19 protein-coding genes are annotated in these 19,007 nt (G+C 39.5%); 10 read left to right on the top strand and 9 right to left on the bottom strand.

Features of this window, described 5'->3' with window-relative positions; genetic code table 11:
- Nucleotides 1-33 precede the first annotated feature (33 nt).
- Nucleotides 34-765, top strand: coding sequence for an SDR family NAD(P)-dependent oxidoreductase (locus tag ACED20_RS11735; protein WP_294236343.1), 732 nt, complete (start codon nucleotides 34-36; stop codon nucleotides 763-765).
- On the top strand, nucleotides 702-1,235 hold the full coding sequence (locus ACED20_RS11730) for a hypothetical protein (protein ID WP_378104852.1): 534 nt from the start codon (nucleotides 702-704) through the stop codon (nucleotides 1,233-1,235). The genes ACED20_RS11735 and ACED20_RS11730 overlap by 64 nt, the downstream gene beginning before the upstream one ends.
- Before the next feature lie 2 nt (nucleotides 1,236-1,237).
- On the opposite strand, the gene ligD is transcribed toward ACED20_RS11730, so the two are convergent.
- From ligD to ACED20_RS11695, 7 genes are all read right to left on the bottom strand, one after another.
- Entirely contained in the window at nucleotides 1,238-3,118 is a 1,881-nt protein-coding gene (gene ligD / locus ACED20_RS11725; RefSeq protein ID WP_378104712.1) for a DNA ligase D, read from the bottom strand.
- 77 nt (nucleotides 3,119-3,195) lie between these two features.
- Entirely contained in the window at nucleotides 3,196-3,798 is a 603-nt protein-coding gene (locus ACED20_RS11720; protein WP_294236338.1) for a DNA polymerase ligase N-terminal domain-containing protein, read from the bottom strand.
- A complete protein-coding gene (locus ACED20_RS11715) occupies nucleotides 3,798-4,583 on the bottom strand; it encodes a Ku protein (RefSeq protein WP_294236336.1) in 786 nt (261 codons plus the stop codon). The genes ACED20_RS11720 and ACED20_RS11715 overlap by 1 nt, the downstream gene beginning before the upstream one ends.
- A gap of 70 nt (nucleotides 4,584-4,653) precedes the next feature.
- The gene (locus ACED20_RS11710) at nucleotides 4,654-5,199 is read right to left on the bottom strand and encodes a hypothetical protein (RefSeq protein WP_294236334.1); all 546 of its coding nucleotides are present in this window, start codon (nucleotides 5,197-5,199) and stop codon (nucleotides 4,654-4,656) included.
- A 53-nt stretch (nucleotides 5,200-5,252) separates the two neighbouring features.
- Nucleotides 5,253-7,022 carry an aspartate--tRNA ligase gene (aspS, locus tag ACED20_RS11705; protein ID WP_378104706.1) on the bottom strand — a complete coding sequence of 590 codons (1,770 nt, stop codon included), beginning with the start codon at nucleotides 7,020-7,022 and terminating at the stop codon, nucleotides 5,253-5,255.
- A 359-nt stretch (nucleotides 7,023-7,381) separates the two neighbouring features.
- Entirely contained in the window at nucleotides 7,382-7,588 is a 207-nt protein-coding gene (locus tag ACED20_RS11700) for a helix-turn-helix transcriptional regulator (protein WP_294202265.1), read from the bottom strand.
- Between the two features lie 2 nt (nucleotides 7,589-7,590).
- A complete protein-coding gene (locus tag ACED20_RS11695) occupies nucleotides 7,591-8,187 on the bottom strand; it encodes a DUF2975 domain-containing protein (RefSeq protein ID WP_378104703.1) in 597 nt (198 codons plus the stop codon).
- Nucleotides 8,188-8,467: 280 nt separating this feature from the next.
- Between ACED20_RS11695 and ACED20_RS11690 the strand changes: the two genes are divergently transcribed.
- Nucleotides 8,468-8,587: a 30S ribosomal protein THX gene (locus tag ACED20_RS11690; protein ID WP_294323700.1), complete on the top strand. Its 120-nt coding sequence runs from the start codon at nucleotides 8,468-8,470 to the stop codon at nucleotides 8,585-8,587.
- Between the two features lie 61 nt (nucleotides 8,588-8,648).
- Here the strand turns inward: ACED20_RS11690 and ACED20_RS11685 are convergent, their stop codons facing one another.
- Both ACED20_RS11685 and ACED20_RS11680 read right to left on the bottom strand, forming a co-directional pair.
- Nucleotides 8,649-9,302: a DUF937 domain-containing protein gene (locus ACED20_RS11685; RefSeq protein WP_294202270.1), complete on the bottom strand. Its 654-nt coding sequence runs from the start codon at nucleotides 9,300-9,302 to the stop codon at nucleotides 8,649-8,651.
- Nucleotides 9,303-9,408: 106 nt separating this feature from the next.
- The gene (locus ACED20_RS11680; protein WP_294219748.1) at nucleotides 9,409-9,918 is read right to left on the bottom strand and encodes a DUF2480 family protein; all 510 of its coding nucleotides are present in this window, start codon (nucleotides 9,916-9,918) and stop codon (nucleotides 9,409-9,411) included.
- A gap of 141 nt (nucleotides 9,919-10,059) precedes the next feature.
- Between ACED20_RS11680 and lpxB the strand changes: the two genes are divergently transcribed.
- The 7 genes from lpxB to ACED20_RS11645 all read left to right on the top strand — a co-directional run bounded on the left by lpxB (nucleotide 10,060) and on the right by ACED20_RS11645 (nucleotide 18,971).
- The gene (gene lpxB / locus ACED20_RS11675) at nucleotides 10,060-11,169 is read left to right on the top strand and encodes a lipid-A-disaccharide synthase (protein ID WP_294236328.1); all 1,110 of its coding nucleotides are present in this window, start codon (nucleotides 10,060-10,062) and stop codon (nucleotides 11,167-11,169) included.
- A 134-nt stretch (nucleotides 11,170-11,303) separates the two neighbouring features.
- Nucleotides 11,304-13,079: a ComEC/Rec2 family competence protein gene (locus tag ACED20_RS11670; RefSeq protein ID WP_294236327.1), complete on the top strand. Its 1,776-nt coding sequence runs from the start codon at nucleotides 11,304-11,306 to the stop codon at nucleotides 13,077-13,079.
- A 146-nt stretch (nucleotides 13,080-13,225) separates the two neighbouring features.
- Entirely contained in the window at nucleotides 13,226-13,888 is a 663-nt protein-coding gene (locus ACED20_RS11665) for a succinate dehydrogenase cytochrome b subunit (RefSeq protein WP_294202278.1), read from the top strand.
- Nucleotides 13,889-13,905: 17 nt separating this feature from the next.
- Nucleotides 13,906-15,918: a fumarate reductase/succinate dehydrogenase flavoprotein subunit gene (locus ACED20_RS11660; protein WP_345766591.1), complete on the top strand. Its 2,013-nt coding sequence runs from the start codon at nucleotides 13,906-13,908 to the stop codon at nucleotides 15,916-15,918.
- 1 nt (nucleotide 15,919) lies between these two features.
- Nucleotides 15,920-16,495, top strand: coding sequence for a hypothetical protein (locus tag ACED20_RS11655; RefSeq protein ID WP_294222561.1), 576 nt, complete (start codon nucleotides 15,920-15,922; stop codon nucleotides 16,493-16,495).
- 24 nt (nucleotides 16,496-16,519) lie between these two features.
- Nucleotides 16,520-17,287, top strand: coding sequence for a succinate dehydrogenase/fumarate reductase iron-sulfur subunit (locus ACED20_RS11650; protein WP_294202282.1), 768 nt, complete (start codon nucleotides 16,520-16,522; stop codon nucleotides 17,285-17,287).
- 133 nt (nucleotides 17,288-17,420) lie between these two features.
- Nucleotides 17,421-18,971: a TlpA disulfide reductase family protein gene (locus tag ACED20_RS11645; RefSeq protein WP_294323694.1), complete on the top strand. Its 1,551-nt coding sequence runs from the start codon at nucleotides 17,421-17,423 to the stop codon at nucleotides 18,969-18,971.
- Nucleotides 18,972-19,007 lie beyond the last annotated feature (36 nt).

The following is a 19,007-nucleotide window of genomic DNA, read 5'->3' as shown; positions in this document are numbered from 1 at the left end:
GAGGTTAGTGTTTAAACAAATATCTTTGCCATTATGAATCAAAACACAAACAAGACCGTTCTCATTCTTGGTGCCAATTCCGATGTGGCCAAGCAATCTATTAAACTATATTTTGAAAAAGGCTTTTCAGTGATCGCTGCTTCCAGGAATACAGCTTCTCTGGAAGAATTTGTATCAGTAAACAATTTAGGTTCAAAAGTCAGTATTTTATCTTTTGATGCTGTAGATTTTGATTCTCATCAGGAATTTTATGATCAACTTCCCGTAAAACCTCATATTGTAATCTACGCAGCAGGGTTTTTAGTGGATAATGAAAAGGCTTTAAAAGATTTCCAGGACACCCGACAGATGATGATGGTGAATTACATGGGCGCAGTTTCCATTCTGAATATCATAGCTACGGATGAAAACAATGAGAATTTAGAAAGAATTATCGGATTGTCTTCGCTTTCCGGGGTTCGCGGCCGGAAAAGCAATTTCGTTTACGGAAGTACAAAGGCAGCATTTACCACTTATCTTGCCGGATTAAGACAGGAGCTTGCTTCAAGAAATATTAAAGTGAATGCTTTGGTCATCGGCTACATCCGCACCAAAATCAACGAAGGGCTTCAACTAAATGAATCCCTAATCATGGAGCCGGATTATGTCGCCAAATTCATTGTCAATGCCGGAAATTCTTTCACCATCGTTCCGAATTTTAAATGGAAACTCATTTATTTGATTCTGAAACTGCTGCCGGAAAGCCTGGTGGCGAAACTGCCATAAATTCAATGATGAAAGATGAACTTTTACAGGTAAAGAATTATATTGACGAGATCGATATTCATGGTACTTCAGAGAATTTCGAATATGACTTTTGCCCTTTTTTACAGAATATCCTGAATTCCTTTACACCGAAACAGCAGGATGATTTTGTGAGAGAAGTATTGCAGTGTGAAAATCCTTATCTTTATTTCATAGCCAGATTTTTAGATTTTACAGATTATGATTTGAAAGGCAGATATGAATCTTCTTACGTTTTCTGCGAGTGCTTTTCTAAAATTGAAAGGGTAGAATATTTGGAATGTTTATATGACAATCTGGAATTACATCTGATGCAAAGAAAATTTTTTAAAAATAGTTTAATCCTGCCTCTTGACGATATCGTTAACAATCTGTATCTGCTGATTAATCATCTCAAAGATGAAAACAGCATTGATCATTGCCTGAAAATTATCGATAATCTTGATGATTAATTTTATTCTGTATCTCCTAACAGCTCCAAAGCTTTCATCATATCAATTCCCTTACCTAAGACCGGTTTGAATAAATCCCCTTTTGCCTCAATTCTTTCCAGTGCATTATGAATATTGAAGTCTGTTGGTTTTAAGCCTTTTTTCAGTTCCTTCCATTCCAGAGGCATGGAAACAGAAGCTCCTTCTTTCGGACGGATGCTGTAGGCGCTGGCTAATGTCTGTCCGCTCCGGTTCTGCAAATAATCGAGGTAGATCTTTTTGTCATCCCGTTTCTGCAGGCTTCTTTCCAGCGTAGTGATTTTAGAAAGCTGATCGTGAACCTGCTTCATCAGGATATGGGCGAAATCTTTCACCTGGTCGAAATCGTATTTCCCGCCCATCGGAATATAGATATGAATTCCGGTACTGCCCGAGGTTTTGCAGTAGCCCTCGATCTTAACGGTTTTCAGGACTTCATTTACCTGTAAAGCGGTTTCAATTACGTCATCAAACGTATTTTTTTTGGAAGGATCAAGATCCAGAACCAGGAAATCAGGATGTTCCAGATCGGGGAGGGAAGCGTTCCACGGATTCATGTCGATACAGCCCAGATTATTCAAATAAGCCAAAGTAGCCTTGTCGTTACAGTAAATATAATCGATGTCCTTATCGTTGGATTCGGAATACACCTGCGTGGTTTTGATCCAGTCGGGGATGTTGTCCCCGGCCTCTTTCTGGTAAAAATTCTGCTCTTCAATTCCATTAGGAAAACGGTTTAAAGAAAGCGGACGGTTTTTAAGATGTGGCAGGATATAATCGGCAACCGACTGGTAATATTCAATCACTTCACCTTTGGTGATGCCATCCTTTGGAAAATAGATCTTATCCTGGTTGGTCAGTTTTACTTTATGGCGGTTTAAGGTAATTTCTTTTTCGTTTTCAGAAGGTTTTGTATTTTTCGGGGCGGTGGTTTTCATATTGATGATGTTTGAAGCCTCTTTTAATTCTCTGGCAGGGCGTTTCATTTCTTCGGATTCTTTGTCTTCACGGATGGCCATAAAAACGGGATGCCGGAAAATGCCGTCTTTGGTAATTTCGGAATATTTAATTTCACAGACAATTTCAGGTTTTGTCCAGGTAACGGGCATATTGGTTTTCGGGGCTTTCTCGAAAGGTGATGTCTTGGTTTTGATTTTCTCCAGTCTTTCCAGGATTTCATGGATCCGTTCACGGTTGAATCCGGTTCCGGTATGGCCGCAGTAGATCAGCTTTGCGTCCACATATTTCCCTAAAATCAGGGCTCCGAAACCTTCACGTGATCCGCGTGGTTCCGTAAACCCACAGATGATCGCTTCTTCGGTATTGTTGAATTTGATCTTCAGCCAGTCATTAGTACGATGATTTTCAGTATAGGGGCTGTTTGCCTTTTTGGCGATCATGCCTTCCAGCTTCATTTTCCGCATCTGGCTGAAAAAGTCGATGCCTTTTTCCGGGATATGGTCGCAGTATTTGATAACTTCCGTTTCCACCAAAGCTTCTTTCAACAACTCTTTTCGCTGGATAAGCGGCAGTTCTTTCGTAGAATGACCGTTCAGCCACAAAATATCAAAAATCTGATAGGTTAAAGCTAAATCCGGATTCTCCCCAATCTGTTGTAAAAGCTGAAAATTAGGCCGTCCGTTTTCATCATAAACCACAATTTCGCCATCTAGGATCATATTGTGAACCTGATTCTTAAAATCACGCGATACTTTTTCAAACTTAGATAAAAAAGAGATGCCGTTGCGGGAGTAGAAGAGGGGCTCTTCTTTGCTGAGGTCGGCGACAGCGCGGTAGCCATCCCATTTTATTTCGAAAATCCAATTTGGATCATCAAACGCTTCATCAGTAAGTTTAGCGAGCATCGGCTTAATATAGTTTTCAATCTTTTTTTCGCCGGCCAAAGAATTGAAGTGCTGGAAATCAGGTTTCGGTTCAGTAGCTAATGTGCTTTTTTGCCGCTTTTTGGGCTTTTTTTTTCCTCTAAAAATTTCGTTACTTCAGAACTTTTGGAAATATGGTCTTCCGAATCATAATCCTCTTCTGCAAAATCATCTTTATGTTTGATGAGTAACCAGGAGTTCTCTTCGGTATTTTTCATTTTTACCAAAGCGAATTCTCCATTTAGTTTTTTTCCGTGAAGAATAAATTTCAGAGATCCTGCTTTTAATCCTTTTAGCAATTCTTTTTCGTCGGATAAATTGGAATGGTTATCCAAAGGTTCATAAGTGCCGCTGTCCCAGATTTCCACCTGTCCGGCTCCGTAGTTGCCTTCCGGAATATTCCCTTCAAAATCTTTATAATCATACGGGTGATCCTCCACCATCATGGCAAGCCGTTTGTCTTTCGGATTGAGTGAAGGTCCTTTCGGTACGGCCCAGCTTTTCAGCACGCCATCCATTTCCAGGCGGAAATCATAATGCAGCCGGGATGCGGCATGCCTTTGGATCACAAAAATAAGCTTGTCTTTGCTCTTTTTCGTCTTGCCTTCCGGTTCGCTGGTCTCATCGAACTTTCGCTTTGAATTGTAATCTTTAAGTGCCATCAGGATGCATTTTTGGATTTGGGATTCTGTAAACTGGCTTTTAATTGAGCCATTAGATCGATCACTTTACCTTCTTGAGCAGGCTCCGCTTTTTTGGCTTTTATGGTTTTACCTTTCGCTTTCTGGTTGATGATCTTCATTAAAGATTCGGAATAGGTATCTTTATACATTTCAGGATCGAATTCCTGTGAAAGCTGTTCGATCAGGCTGACGGCCATTTTCAGTTCGGCCGGCTTCGGCGGTTTTTTAGCCGGGATTTTCAGGTCACTGTAATCCCTGATTTCCTGGGCAAATCTCAGCCGGTTTAAAACCAATACTTCATCGTTATAGGGACGGATCATTCCGATAGCCTCACTTTCTCGCAGAACGAAGGTTCCTACGCCTACCATTTCAGTTTTAGCCAGTGCTTTCAGAAGAAGTCGATAGGCATTTTCACCGTTTTTCTGCGGTTCGAGATAATAAGGATTTTCAAAATAAACCGAATCCACTTCATCTTCCTTTACAAACTGGTCGATCGAAAGGATCTTGGACTTTTCAGGACTTGCAGCCTCGTAATCTTCTTCATCAAGAATGATGTATTTGTCGTCCATGAGATAGCCTTTTACAATATTTTCCCACTTCACCTCTTTGCCGGTGTTTTCATTCACCCTTTTAAATCGGATATTTGAGAAATCGGACTTATCGAGCATGTCCAGATCCAGTTTGGTCGTCTCGGTAGCGGAATATATTTTTACAGGGATATTGACCAGTCCAAAGCCAATGGCGCCGTTCCAGATTGCTTTCATTGTACTTTATTTTGTTTAAAGCGTACAATGTCTGTGCCGTGAGGCGAATGTTTAAAAGATGTGGTATTTATTAAGGCTTTTCGATTTGAGCTTTGGTTTTAAGATATTCAATTGTTTTATTGAAATTAATTTCATCAATATTTTCTTTGTCTAAAATGAAACAAAGTTCAGGAAGTACCTTGATATAAAGAAAATTAGTATCTAAAATAAAATATGTTACTCCTTCCCAAAGAAATCTGAAATCATATTTATAATTCCTAAATCTGAAATATTCCGGTGCAAATTCCCAAATTACATCTTTGGAGTTTTTGTTAAGATTAATAATTTCTTTATTTAATTGACGTTCAAAATTTTTTTTATATTCGTTGTATTGGGACTTATAACTAAAATATGATGTTAGGCAAGCTAGTGAAAATCCAAAGAAAAAACCGGTAAAAGTGTGATTTTCAGAAAAAACAGCAATAAGGCCTGCTATGATAAAAATAATCGCCCAAACTAAGTTCTGGTTATTTTTTTTAAGATTTTTTTTCCAGACATTTTTAAAACTATGATGATGAATCTTAGTTAAAATTTCTCCTGAATTTGGAGTATTGTAAATAAGTATTTCTTTATCCATGGTTAAATAAGATTAAAAAAGCGGAGAAAAATTCCCCGCTCTAATTTATTATTTTAATCAATTCTTTTTAATTTTTCAAAAGCAATATTTAAATAAAGTTCATCCAGCTGTTCGTTGGCAATGGACGCCGGTGCGTCGATCATCACGTCCCGTCCCGAATTGTTTTTAGGGAAAGCGATATAATCCCGGATCACTTCATTTCCGTCGAGGATGGCTACCAGACGGTCAAAACCGAAGGCCAGTCCACCGTGAGGCGGAGCGCCGTATTTGAAAGCATTCATCAGAAATCCGAACTGGGCTTCCGCTTCTTCTTTGCTGAAACCTAGCAGGTCGAACATTTTGGACTGAAGGTCTTTATCGAAAATCCTGATGGAACCTCCGCCTATTTCGTTTCCGTTTAGCACCATATCATAGGCGTTGGCTCTTGCTTTCCCCGGATCGGTTTCCAGCAAATGGATATCTTCCGGTTTCGGAGAGGTGAAAGGGTGGTGCATCGCGTGGTAACGGCCGCTTTCTTCATCAAATTCCAATAACGGGAAGTCCACTACCCAAAGCGGGGCGAATTCGTTTCCTTTTCTCAAACCTAACCGGTTTCCAAGCTCCATTCTTAAAGCTGAAAGCTGGGTTCTTACCTTGTGCTCGTTTCCGGAAAGGATCAGCATCAGGTCGCCTTCTTTAGCCCCGAATTTTTCGATGATTCTGGTTAAATCTTCTTCACTGTAGAATTTATTAACGGAAGAAGTCTTCACGCCGTCGTTCTGGAATTTAACCCAAACCATTCCGGAAGCACCGATCTGTGGTCTTTTTACCCAATCTACCAGTTCGTCGATCTGCTTTCTCGTATAATCGGCGCAACCTTCTACGTTGATTCCGACAACCAATTCCGCTTCATCGAATATTTTAAAATCTTTTCTTTGTACCAGGTCATTCAGTTTCACGAATTCCATTCCGAAACGGATGTCTGGCTTGTCATTCCCGTATTTCTGCATCGCATCGGCAAACGTCATTCTTGGGAAATCTCCGAATTCCTGTCCGGTAATATCTTTCAATAGAGTCTTGGTCATTCCTTCAAAGACATTCATCACATCTTCCTGCTCCACGAAAGCCATTTCACAGTCGATCTGGGTGAATTCCGGCTGTCTGTCGGCCCGTAAATCCTCATCACGGAAACATTTCACGATCTGGAAATATTTATCCATTCCGCCCACCATCAGCAATTGCTTGAAGGTCTGCGGAGACTGCGGCAATGCGTAGAACTGCCCCGGGTTCATTCGGCTTGGAACAACGAAATCCCTTGCCCCTTCTGGAGTGGATTTAATTAAAACCGGAGTTTCCACCTCAATAAATCCGTTATCCGAAAGATAATTTCTTACTTTCTGCGCCATGTTGTGACGGAAGATCAGCTTATCTTTTACAGGATTTCTACGGATATCCAGGTAACGGTATTTCATTCTCAGTTCTTCGCCGCCATCCGTTTCATCCTCAATGGTGAAAGGCGGAAGCTGGGATTCGTTGAGAACCGTCAGTTTTTCTACTAAAATTTCAATTTCCCCGGTCGGGATATTCGGGTTTTTACTTACCCTTTCAATCACCTTTCCGGTCACCTGAATGACAAATTCACGACCTAGTTTTTTTGCATTTTCCATTAGTTCTGCCGTAGAACGATCCTGGTCGAAAACCAGCTGCGTAATTCCGTAACGATCCCGGAGATCGATCCAAATCATAAATCCTTTATCCCGGATGGTCTGTACCCATCCTGAAAGGGTTACTTCTTCATTCAGATTCTTAAGAGACAATTCTCCGTTGGTGTGCGATCGAAACATAAATTATTGGTTTAAAGTTGAAGGTCTAAAGTTCATTACAGAACTTTTGAATTTTCCGTTGGCAAAGATAATATTTTTGAAGGTTTTTTCTAAAACTATACGCGTAAAATTGCAATATTAAAAATTCCGGAACCTCTAAAGGCCCCGGATGATTTGTGTGTTGTGGTTGTGTGCTGAGCATAAGCATGTACACCCGCAAAATAAAAGAAGATTAACTGCTTCTTCACGATTATTAGTTTCTGGGGCAAAAGTAGGCTATCTCACAGATGTTTGATAAGATCAAACCTTTGATTTATGGGATTTTATTATTTCAATGTGGTATTTTAACAAATTATTTTGAATTATTTTCATAAAAATTCTTAATTTTTCACATATTCAAGAATGTCTCCCGGCTGGCAATCCAGGGCTTTACAGATGGCTTCCAGAGTAGAAAGTTTCACGGCTTTTGCTTTTCCGGTTTTTAAAATGGAAAGGTTGGCCTGGGTGATCCCGATTTTTTCGGCAAGTTCCTGCGACTGCATTTTGCGCCTGGCAAGCATTACGTCTACGTTGATAATGATCGGCATAATTAAATCGTTAAATCCACTTGTTCCTGAAGTTCCAGTCCTTTCTTGAAAAATTCCACGATGAACAATACCAGTGCTCCGAAAAACAAGAAGAGCATTACGTTATAATTAGGAGACAACATGGTTTTTACAGTGAATGGGATAATAGCCATCGTAATAACCGCATACAGGATATTGATCCATCCGAATCTCTTAAGCCAACGCAAGGCTTTGGCATTAAAAACCTGTTCTCTGCTTATTTCCCGTAAAAACCGGTAACCCGCGTAAAAAAACAAAGCTACGAAAACGGCATTGGAAATGTAATTTAAAATGCTTAAGGTATTGAATATTCCAGTCAATAGATTTTGCCGGGTAAAAGGAACAAAGATTTTAAACTTCATCAGATCATCCATCGTACGGGTCCATTGATTTTTCGCCCAGCCCACATCTGTCCCTGTAATAAAAAAGTCTGAAAGAATAGTATTTCCTGTTTTGAAATTGTATGCTAAAATAGCAAAGCCTATTATTTCATAAACACATTGAACAGCAAATAGAACGAACAGTACAAGCATCAGATAACTCAAAACGTGTGAAAGCGAATTTTTTCCAATAATTTTCATGGTTATTAATTTTTATTTATTGCAAATATATAAATAATTATTGTTTTAAAATAAAAATTTATTGATTTTATTTAAATTTTTTCTTGAAGAAATTGAGGCTGTAATTAAATCCGTTGTTTTTGAAGGGGTCTGAAACCTTTTTAAAGCCTCTAATAATAATCTGCAATAGTATGAGGTATTCCACCGGGATATGATTTTATAAAAATTTTAACAGCTGTAATTCTTGATTTTTTATGCTGTATTTTCTAATTTCGTAGTGAACCAACAAAATCTATTACTTATGGGAAAAGGAGACAAAAAATCCAAAAGAGGCAAAATCAACAATGGAAGTTACGGGAAAAGAAGACCGAGAAAAGCTTCAAAGTCAGCAGTCGTTTCCGAAGAGAAAGCCAAAAATTAGAAATAAAAAGACCGGAGAAATCAATCACCGGTCTTTTTTATAATATAACAAAATTAAAGTATTATTTTCCGAAGAATCCTCCGAGGATATCTCCCAATCCGCCGCCTTGCTGTTTCTTCTGATCGTTCCCTCCTAGTACGCTTCCCAGGATATCATTCAGCGGATTTCCTGAAGACTGTGAATTTCCACCGCCTAAGACGCTTCCCAGAATATCATTTAAAGGACTGGATTGCTGTTGTTGCGACTCATTGGAGGCATTGCCTAAGATACCGCCTAGAAGATCCCCTAAGCCGCCGGCGCCTACATTGTTCTGCTGTTTCTCCTTGCCGATGTAGCCCATGATTACAGGGGCCAGCATGGAAAGGATAGGTCCTATTTTATCTATTGAAATTCCCGTATTCTGGGAAAGCCTGTTTTCTACATTCGGTTTTTCGTCACCGAAAATGTGGTTTAGGATGGAACCTCCTTCAGATTGTCTGGCATCGGCCTGTGAAACATCATCCAAAATACTTCCGTCGTGGTCTTTATCTAGTGCATTATTCAGTGCTTCCGCCTCATTGGCATCCTGTGATTTTTTTCTCAGATAAGAAATGATCAGCGGTGCGGCCACTGCGAGCAAAGCAATCACCTGTGTTTTGCTGATGCCGAACTTGTTTTCTGCCTGTTCGGCAACCTGGTTGCCCGTGTTTCCTGTAAGTAAATCGATAAGACTCATAGTTTGTGTTTATTTGTATTGTTACTTAATGCATCAAAAAATATTCCTTATGTATTGTTGGACAAATTATTTCCACTAATGATGTTTAAATAGTTGATTTACAGGATTAATTTTTTAAAATAGGAACGTTGGAGCACGCCTCTCCGAACATCAGTGATTTTACAAGCGGCTGAAGCTGTTCTACGAGTTCGATATAGGCATTTTCCGGGATTTCTTTGTCAGAACATCCTTTTACCAGAACCCTTTTGCCTCTCATTTCTTCAAAATCATGTCGTTGAATGGCGTTGTGCATCAGGATCACTTCAAGGTCTTCGCGGTTTCCGAAGACTATTTTTTTTGTGACACCGGTAAGCTTAGCGGTAATTAAAAAATAAGCCCAAAGCGGAACAATGGCATCCGCCGAATTATAAACATATACATACGCATCGCGGTATTCCTCTACATCGATCGCTGCCACTTTTTCCCTAAAGTCTTTTTCCTTCAGGATCATTTCCATAAACAGAAAATCTTTCAGATCGATTCCTTTCCGCACCCCTTTCGGAACCAGATCGGTAAGATCAAAATTAATCAGTCCGCTTTCCGCTACTTTATTCCGTATTTCAAATTCTTCTGACATTTTTATCATTATCTTTGGACAAATTTACAAATTAAGACCGTACAACATCTTATTTGTTCTCTATTCCTTTTATAGAAACCTCCCATCATCAATTGTTTAAAAGAGGTTCTGAGGGAATTAAATTTAAAAGATTTCAGAAGAATGAAATATTATATTATCGCCGGTGAAGCTTCCGGAGACCTGCATGGAAGCAATTTGATGAAAGCTTTAAAGCAGAAAGACCCTGCTGCGGAATTCCGGTTCTGGGGTGGTGATCTGATGGCAAAACAGGGCGGAACGCAGGTAAAGCATTACCGTGATCTCGCTTTTATGGGTTTTCTTGAAGTCGCTATGAACCTGCGGACAATTTTGAATAATATTAAATTCTGCAAGGAAGACATCCGCAATCACAAGCCGGATGTGCTCATTCTGGTAGATTACCCAGGGTTTAATCTTAGAATTGCCAAGTTTGCCAAAGAACTGGGTATTAAGGTGATTTATTATATTTCTCCGCAGCTTTGGGCCTGGAAAGAGGGCAGGGTGGAGATCATTAAGAAATATGTGGATGAAATGATGGTGATCCTTCCTTTTGAAGAGGATTTCTATGAAAAGCACGGCGTCCATTCCCATTTCGTCGGCCATCCTCTGCTGGATGCGATTTCGACTTTGGAAGACATGAATGTAGAAAAGTTTAAGAAAGACCACGGCCTGAACGACAAAGAAATTATTGCCTTATTACCGGGTTCCCGGAAACAGGAAGTCGAAAAAATGTTGGCGATGATGCTTTCGGTAAGGCCTTACTTTAAGGAATACCAGTTTGTGATTGCCGGAGCCCCCAGCCTGCCGAAAGAATTTTATCAGAATTACGTAGATGATAACGTTCATTTTGTCTCCAATAAGACCTATGATCTGCTGAGGTGCTCCAAAGCCGCTCTCGTTACTTCCGGAACAGCCACCCTGGAAACTGCGCTGCTGAATGTCCCCGAAGTAGTCTGCTACCGTGGAAGCAAAATATCGTATGCTATTGCCAAACGCCTGGTTAAAAATATTAAATACATTTCTCTGGTCAACCTGATCATGGACCGTGAAGTCGTGAAAGAACTGATCCAGAACGAGCTGAATACGAATAACCTGGTTGAAGAGCTGAAAAAAATACTGACTACCGAAAAAAGGTCCGAATTGTTCCGCGATTATGAGCTGCTGAGGGAAAAACTTGGCGGAAAAGGAGCGAGTGAGAATGCGGCGGAGGTGATTGTGAACTGTAAAAAATAAATTCAAAATATGAAATCGTAGAAATTTTTTCTGCGATTTTTATTTTTCACGACGAATAGAATTCGTTTTGGAAAATTCCAGCCTTTTAATTTGCCTTTTTTTATACGATTGGATATTTTTGGATATCACAAATCTTGGAATTGAATAAACAGCCGATTCTTATTCTCGCGATCTGCTTCATCCTTGGAGTTTTTTTTCAGGATTGTTTTTCTTTGGATAAAAATGGCATTCTTTGGATTGGAGGAGTTTATCTTCTATTCTCATTCCCTGGATTTTTCAACAAATATTTTTTATTCAAAGTCCGGCCTTATTTGTTAGGAGTTCTGTTCTTCGTTATCGGCATCATCCTGCATTTTTTTAATAGCGGTTATTCTCAGGATTTAAAGATTTCCAAAAATGAAAACATTGTTTTTAAAATTTCCAGAAAGCTAAATTCCAGTGTGAAGTATCGGAAATATGAAGCGGAAGTACAGGCGGGAAAGGAGCATTTCAATGCGGTTGTGTATATTCCGAGAGAAGAACATGAGCTGGATTTTAAACATTATTATAAAACCCAGGCCTACATTTCAAAACCTAAAACACCGCAGTATGATTTCCAGTTTGATTACTCAAAATATTTAAAACGGAAAAATATAGAATACCAGTGTTTTGTCAGTGATATCATCGTTTCTGCAGAACATAGTGAATCAAGTTGGAGTGAAAATTTTTCACAGAAGCGGCTGGAAGTGCTGCAAAATATTAATAAAACGTCATTATCCCCAAAGTCACGGGAGTTCCTGAAAGGCATTATTCTGGCAGACCGAACAGAGATCGATCAACAGACGGTCCAGGATTTCAGCCGGTCGGGGCTTGTGCATTTTCTGGCCATTTCAGGAACACATATCGTGGTTATTTTTGGATTGTTTTACTTCATTTTTATAAAGGTTTTGCCTTTGAGATTCAGAAAGGAGGCCATCATTTCAAGCCTGGTATTGATATGGCTTTTTACCGCTTTCATCGGTTTCGGAAGTTCGGTAGTACGTTCCAGCCTGATGCTGAGCATTTATTTTATTTATGTACTGCTGCAAAGGAAAACGGATTTGCTACATTCTTTGTCATTGTCTGCATTAGTCATTTTAGTTTTCGATACCCAGCAGATATTTGATGTCGGCTTCCAGCTGAGCTTTCTTGCCGTTCTCGGTATTTACTGGCTGAATCAGCCGATACTCAGCTATTTCCCAAAACAGGATAACCGGCTAAAAAAACTCCTGTTCAATACGGTTTCGATTTCCATTTCTGCCCAACTGGCAACGCTTCCGCTGGTATTGTACTATTTCCATCAGTTTTCTTTTATATCTGTTTTTGCCAATTTTTTCATTGTTCCGTTTTCGGAGATTATTATCATTTTCTCTTTTTTAATGACCGCTTTCATCGCTTTTAATTTTAATTCTGGATGGATCAATACTATTTACGATCTTGTTATTCAGCTGCTGTTAAGGATTATCCATTGGTTTGCAGATTTTGATTCCGTGTTTGTGGAAAATATCCCGATGAATGAAATAGAAGTTTTCTTTCTTTTCGTCATCATCTATTTTCTGAGGTTTACGGTTACAAAATTCAATATCAAGACTTCAACAAGATTGATTATGTCTTTTTTTATATTCCTAGTTGTTCGTATGGGCTTTAATAGTTATGCACAACAGCAGCAGGAAGTTTTGATTCACGATTTTTCCGGACATAAATTTTTATCGGTTAAGAATGGGGAAGGAGTTTGTTTTTGGATTGGAAAAGATGTTGATGGACAAAAAGTTAAACAGTTTGTTGTTAATCCTTACTGCGCTTCGAGGCGCATCGGAAAAACAGAATTCAGAAGGCTCCCTGATAATGTACAAAAAGTAGTGTGTAACGGCAAAATCTATGACTTGAATTAATGCTGTATTTTTTTCTTCTTTTTCCTTTATTTATAATATTTTACGATCTTATTTAGAAGCATTACAAACTGGCTTTTTGTGAGATTTCTCACTTTTTGATGTTCTTAACATTTCTTAATTTTGTGGAAAATCAAATTTAAACTTATATGGCAGGTTTAACGAGTTCTACGATAGGTAGAAAATATGCTATGGCATTGTCGGCTATTTTTTTGCTGATATTTCTGATAATGCACCTTTCTGTAAACCTTTTGTCGGTTTTTGGTGAGGATGCTTACAACAATGCTTCGCAGTTTATGGGGTACAATCCTCTGATCCAATTTATAATGCAGCCGGTTCTGATCTTTGCTGTGGTTTTCCATTTTGTAATGGGATTTGTTCTGGAAATTAAAAACCAAAAAGCACGTCCTGTAAAGTACGAGTCAAATAATCCTTCTCACAATTCTACGTGGATGTCCAGAAATATGATTATTTCAGGGGCTGTGATTCTGGCGTTTATTTTTCTTCACATGTATGACTTCTGGTTCCATGAAATGAACTATAAGTACATCGATGGACTACCGGTTGAAGAATCTCGTTTCTGGGGAGACCTGCACGCAAAATTCAAAGATGTGTGGAGAGTGGCTTTATATGTAATTTCATTCGTTTTATTGGGATTGCACTTGGCTCACGGGTTCCAGTCTTCATTCCAGTCGATCGGGGCAAGACACCCGAAATATACACCGGTAATTAAAGCTTTCGGGAAATGGTATTCTATCCTTATTCCGGCAGGTTTTATTTTTATCGCAATTTATCACTTTGTAACTCAATAATATCAAGATACTAAATTATGAGTAAATTAGATTCAAAGATTCCTGGAGGTCCATTAAAGGACAAATGGAAAAATCATAAAGACCATATGAACCTTGTTGCACCAAACAACAGAGATAAGATTGATATTATTGTTGTAGGAACAGGTTTGGCAGGTGGTTCTGCCGCAGCTACTCTAGCAGAGCAGGGATATAATGTAAAGGCATTCTGCTATCAGGATTCTCCTAGAAGAGCACACTCTATTGCAGCTCAGGGAGGTATCAATGCCGCTAAAAATTATCAGGGAGACGGTGACTCTACTTACCGATTGTTCTACGATACCATCAAAGGTGGAGACTACAGAGCAAGAGAGGCTAACGTTTACCGTCTGGCAGAAGTTTCTGCCAATATTATCGACCAGTGTGTGGCACAGGGGGTTCCTTTCGGACGTGAGTACGGAGGTCAGCTGGATAACCGTTCTTTCGGTGGGGTTCAGGTAAAAAGAACATTCTACGCAAAAGGACAGACCGGACAACAGTTGTTGTTAGGTGCTTATTCTGCCATGAGCCGCCAGATCGGTAAAGGAAGGATTAAAATGTACAACCGTCATGAAATGATGGACCTTGTGATCGTAGACGGAAAAGCAAGAGGGATTATCGCAAGAAACCTGGTGACCGGTGAAATCGAAAGACATTCGGCTCACGCGGTGGTTATTGCTTCGGGAGGGTACGGAAACGTATATTTCCTTTCTACAAATGCAATGGGATCCAACGTTTCCGCAGCTTGGAAAATCCATAAAAAAGGAGCGTATTTCGCAAACCCTTGTTATGTACAGATCCACCCGACATGTATTCCGGTTCACGGGACTCAGCAGTCTAAACTTACGCTGATGTCCGAATCTTTAAGAAACTCCGGAAGAATCTGGGTTCCTAAAAAGATTGAAGATGCAGAAGCGATCAGAGCGGGTAAATTAAGACCTGAAAATATTAAGGAAGAAGATAGAGATTATTATCTGGAAAGAAGATATCCGGCATTCGGTAATCTTGTACCAAGGGACGTTGCATCAAGGGCCGCCAAGGAAAGATGCGACGCAGGATACGGAATCGAAAATAATGATACTCAGGAAGGTGTTTACCTTGATTTCTCTACGGAGATTATGAAAAAGGGTAGAGAAGCCGCTATCGAAAAACATATCCATAACCCGACGGAACAACAAATTTATGATCTGGGTAAAAAGTGGGTTGAAGAGAAATACGGTAACTTATTCGTGATGTACGAAAAAATTACAGCGGATGATCCTTACAAAACACCGATGAAGATTTACCCTGCGGTTCACTATACCATGGGTGGAGTATGGGTTGATTATAACCTTCAGTCTACGATCCCGGGATGTTTCGTAATCGGGGAGGCTAACTTCTCGGATCACGGAGCGAACAGACTGGGTGCTTCTGCTTTAATGCAGGGATTGGCAGACGGCTATTTTGTACTTCCTTACACCATTGCAGATTATCTTTCTGCAGACATCAGAACAGGAGCCATTCCTACCGCAACGCCGGCATTCGACGAGGCGGAAAAGGGAATTAAAGAAAAAGTGGAATTCTTCTTAAATAATAAAGGAACGCATTCGGTAGATCATTTCCATAAGCAGTTAGGAAGCATCATGTGGAATAAAGTAGGAATGGGAAGAACACCGGAAGGTTTGAGAGAAGCCATCAGAGAAATTGAAGAAGTAAGAAAAGATTTCTGGAAAAACGTAAAAGTTCCTGGAGATAACGACGGAATGAACACTGAGCTTGAAAAAGCATTCAGGGTAGCTGATTTCCTTGAGCTTGGACAATTAATGGCGATCGATGCTTTACACAGAAATGAATCTTGCGGAGGACACTTCCGTGAAGACCACTCAACGCCGGACGGAGAAGCGGAAAGAGATGACGTAAATTACAAATATGTCGGTGCTTGGGAGTATCAAGGAAACGATATCAATGCGGAAGTATTGCATAAAGAGGAGCTGATCTACGATAACATCGAAGTTAAAACAAGAAGTTACAAATAAGATGAAGAGTTTAAAAAAAGTATTATTATTTTTTGTAGTTCTCTTCGGAATTTCTACTGTTTTTGCTCAGAAAGTTACAACGCAGGCAATTGATAAACCATCGGAAGGAAAATCTTTGGTTTATATTCTAAAGACAGGAGCGGGAGCTTTAATCAACTTTAGGATCTATGATAAAGATGTATTCTTAGGGTCACTTCCAAGTGGAAAATATTTAGCTTATGAATGTGAACCCGGGCAGCATTTATTTTGGGCCGGCGCAGAAAACAGAGACTACGTAGAGGCAAATCTTGAGCCGAATTCAGTGTACGTAATTAACGCTGAAGGACAAATGGGAGCTTTTGTTGCAGGTGTAAATCTTAAACCAATGAATCCAAATGAGTTTAGAGATAAAAAAGTTTTTTATCAGGTTGTAAAAAATGATACCAAACAATTTTATACTAAATCCGACGAAGATAAATCTGAAAATATTGCAAAAGCAATGGAGAAATATCAGGAGTTGAAAAGTAAAAATTCAAATAAAATTGCAGTTCTGACTTCAGATATGAAATTTGAAAATGCAGATAAACCAACAAAATAATCTCCAACCTATAAATATACAATTATGAGTGCAAAAAAAGGCTTACATCTTACGCTGAAAATTTGGAGACAAAAAAATAACAAATCTAAAGGTCAGTTTGAGACTTATAAAATATCGGATGTTTCTACAGATTCCTCATTCCTGGAAATGCTGGACATCCTTAATGAAAACTTAATCAACGAAGGAAAAGAGCCGGTAGCTTTCGACCACGACTGCCGTGAAGGGATCTGCGGAATGTGTTCTCTTTACATCAACGGCAGAGCACATGGTCCGGATACTGGAATTACCACCTGCCAGCTTCACATGAGAATGTTCAAGGACGGTGAAACCATCGTGATCGAACCTTGGAGAAGTGCTGCTTTCCCGGTGATTAAAGACTTAATGGTAGACCGAAGTGCTTTCGACAGGGTAATGGCAGCCGGAGGGTTCATTTCGGTGAATACTTCAGGAAATACCCTTGATGCAAACGCGATTCCTGTTCCCAAAGAAGATGCAGACAAAGCCATGGATGCAGCGGCATGCATCGGATGCGGAGCTTGTGTAGCAACTTGTAAAAACGGATCGGCGATGCTTTTCGTGGGAGCTAAAGTTTCCCAGTACGCACTTTTACCGCAGGGTAGGATCGAAGCGAAAAGAAGAGTATTGAACATGGTGAAGGCTATGGATGAAGAAGGCTTTGGAAACTGTTCCAACACCGGAGCATGTGAAGTGGAATGTCCGAAAGGAATTTCTCTGGAGAACATCGCCCGGATGAACAGGGAATATATGGCGGCTTTTGCTGACAGAGGTTAAAATTAATCGAGATACATAAAAAAATCGTCTCCTTGAAGGATGGCGATTTTTTTAGTTAAATCTTTCATAAAAATAGCATTAAATTGCTTTTAGTTTATCGAAAAAACTATTTTTGCGTAATTATAAATTCAAAATGAAAAAATATCTTTTATTGTTTATCATCGCGGTTTTTGCGATGTCTTGCTCTAAAAAAGTAGAAGTAAAAGGAAAGGTGACAGGCGGTTCTCCGCTGGAAAGAATCGAGTTCATTGAAGCTTCGGGAGTAGCCACTTTACCATTAATTAATATCGGAGTAAATAAGGACGGTACGTTTGCAGGGAACTTTGAAGCTCCGAAAAGCGGAATGTACATGGTCTCTTACGGAGGAAAAAGAAATTTAATTTATCTGAAAGGCGGACAAAAGCTTGAAATTTCAGGAAATGCCATGACTTTCCCTACTGAATACACGATTACCGGAGATGCTAAAAAGAACAACGATTTCTTTATGGCTACCCAGAAATATCTTGCGACCTATGCTCAGACCGTAAATATGAATGAGCTGATGACGAAAGATGAAAAAACTTTCCTTAAAGGCATTGAAAAAGTACAGGCGGATGTAAACAAAAACATCGATGAGAACGCTAAGAAATTCAGCCCTGACAGCGAAGTGGTAACCTGGAAGAAAAACGACCTTTCCAGTACTTTACTTACGATTTTAAACCAGTATGAACTTGGCCACAAGCAGATGGGGAATCCTTCATTTAAAGTAACTAAAGCTTTTACTGATTTTGCTGACAAATTAGAGGAAAACAAAGATGTCCTGGTAAAAGAGCATCCTTTATACAGAGAATACCTTTTAACCAAGATGAGCCCTGATTTCCAGAAATTCGCTCAGGCAAAAACTGCCGGGAAAACGGATGTAACGACTTCAGAATTATTTGCTGAATATTTGAATAAAAATCAGAAGGATCTTTCACAGACCGCTAAAGATTACTTATTGGCTTTCGTGATGGCGCAGTCTGATATTCATCCGGGTACTCCTGAAAAAACAGTAGAGAAAATCAAAAAGATTATTGATACCGATATTAAAGATAACACCATTAAAGAAGATCTTAAGAAAATACAGTTTGCAATTAATGGTTTCAAAATCGGCGAAGCAGCTCCTGAAGCAGCATTGTTAAAAGCAGACGGAAAATCTTATAATCTTTCTGAGAATAAAGGAAAGCCTTACCTTCTTACCTTCTATGCATCGTGGAATCCGTATATCGGAGAAGCAACGGTTCCTGTATTGAAAGAAGTGGTAAACTTTTACAAATCTAAAATGAATTTCGTTTTTGTAAATGTAGACGATACGAAAGATCAGTTTGTGAAAACAAGCAGCTCATTACTAAAGGGTATTCCCGGAACAAACGTATATGCAGAAAACGGATTAAATTCTGATATTGCTAAAAAATACGGGGTTTACGGATTTAAGCTTCCTTGCTTTATCATTGTGGATAAAGACGGTAAAATTGCCAGTAAGCCGTTCTTCAACTTAGGAGATCCTGAATTGGTAACCGTTCTGGATAAGCAAACCGGGCTTTCTGCTCCGAAAGTAAATCCGAATGTTCAGCTACAGCCGGGAGGTATGGGAATGGATCCTGCAGCGGCTGCCCAACAGGCGCCTCAGCAACAGGCAAATCCTCAGCCGGCTCAGACAAAATAATTTAAATTGAATATAGATAGAAACCTTATCCCCGGA

This window comes from Chryseobacterium sp. sg2396 (assembly GCF_042610505.1).
GTDB lineage: Bacteria > Bacteroidota > Bacteroidia > Flavobacteriales > Weeksellaceae > Chryseobacterium.
The sequence above is the reverse complement of the archived record's forward strand: the minus strand, read 5'-3'. Positions and strand labels throughout refer to the sequence as shown.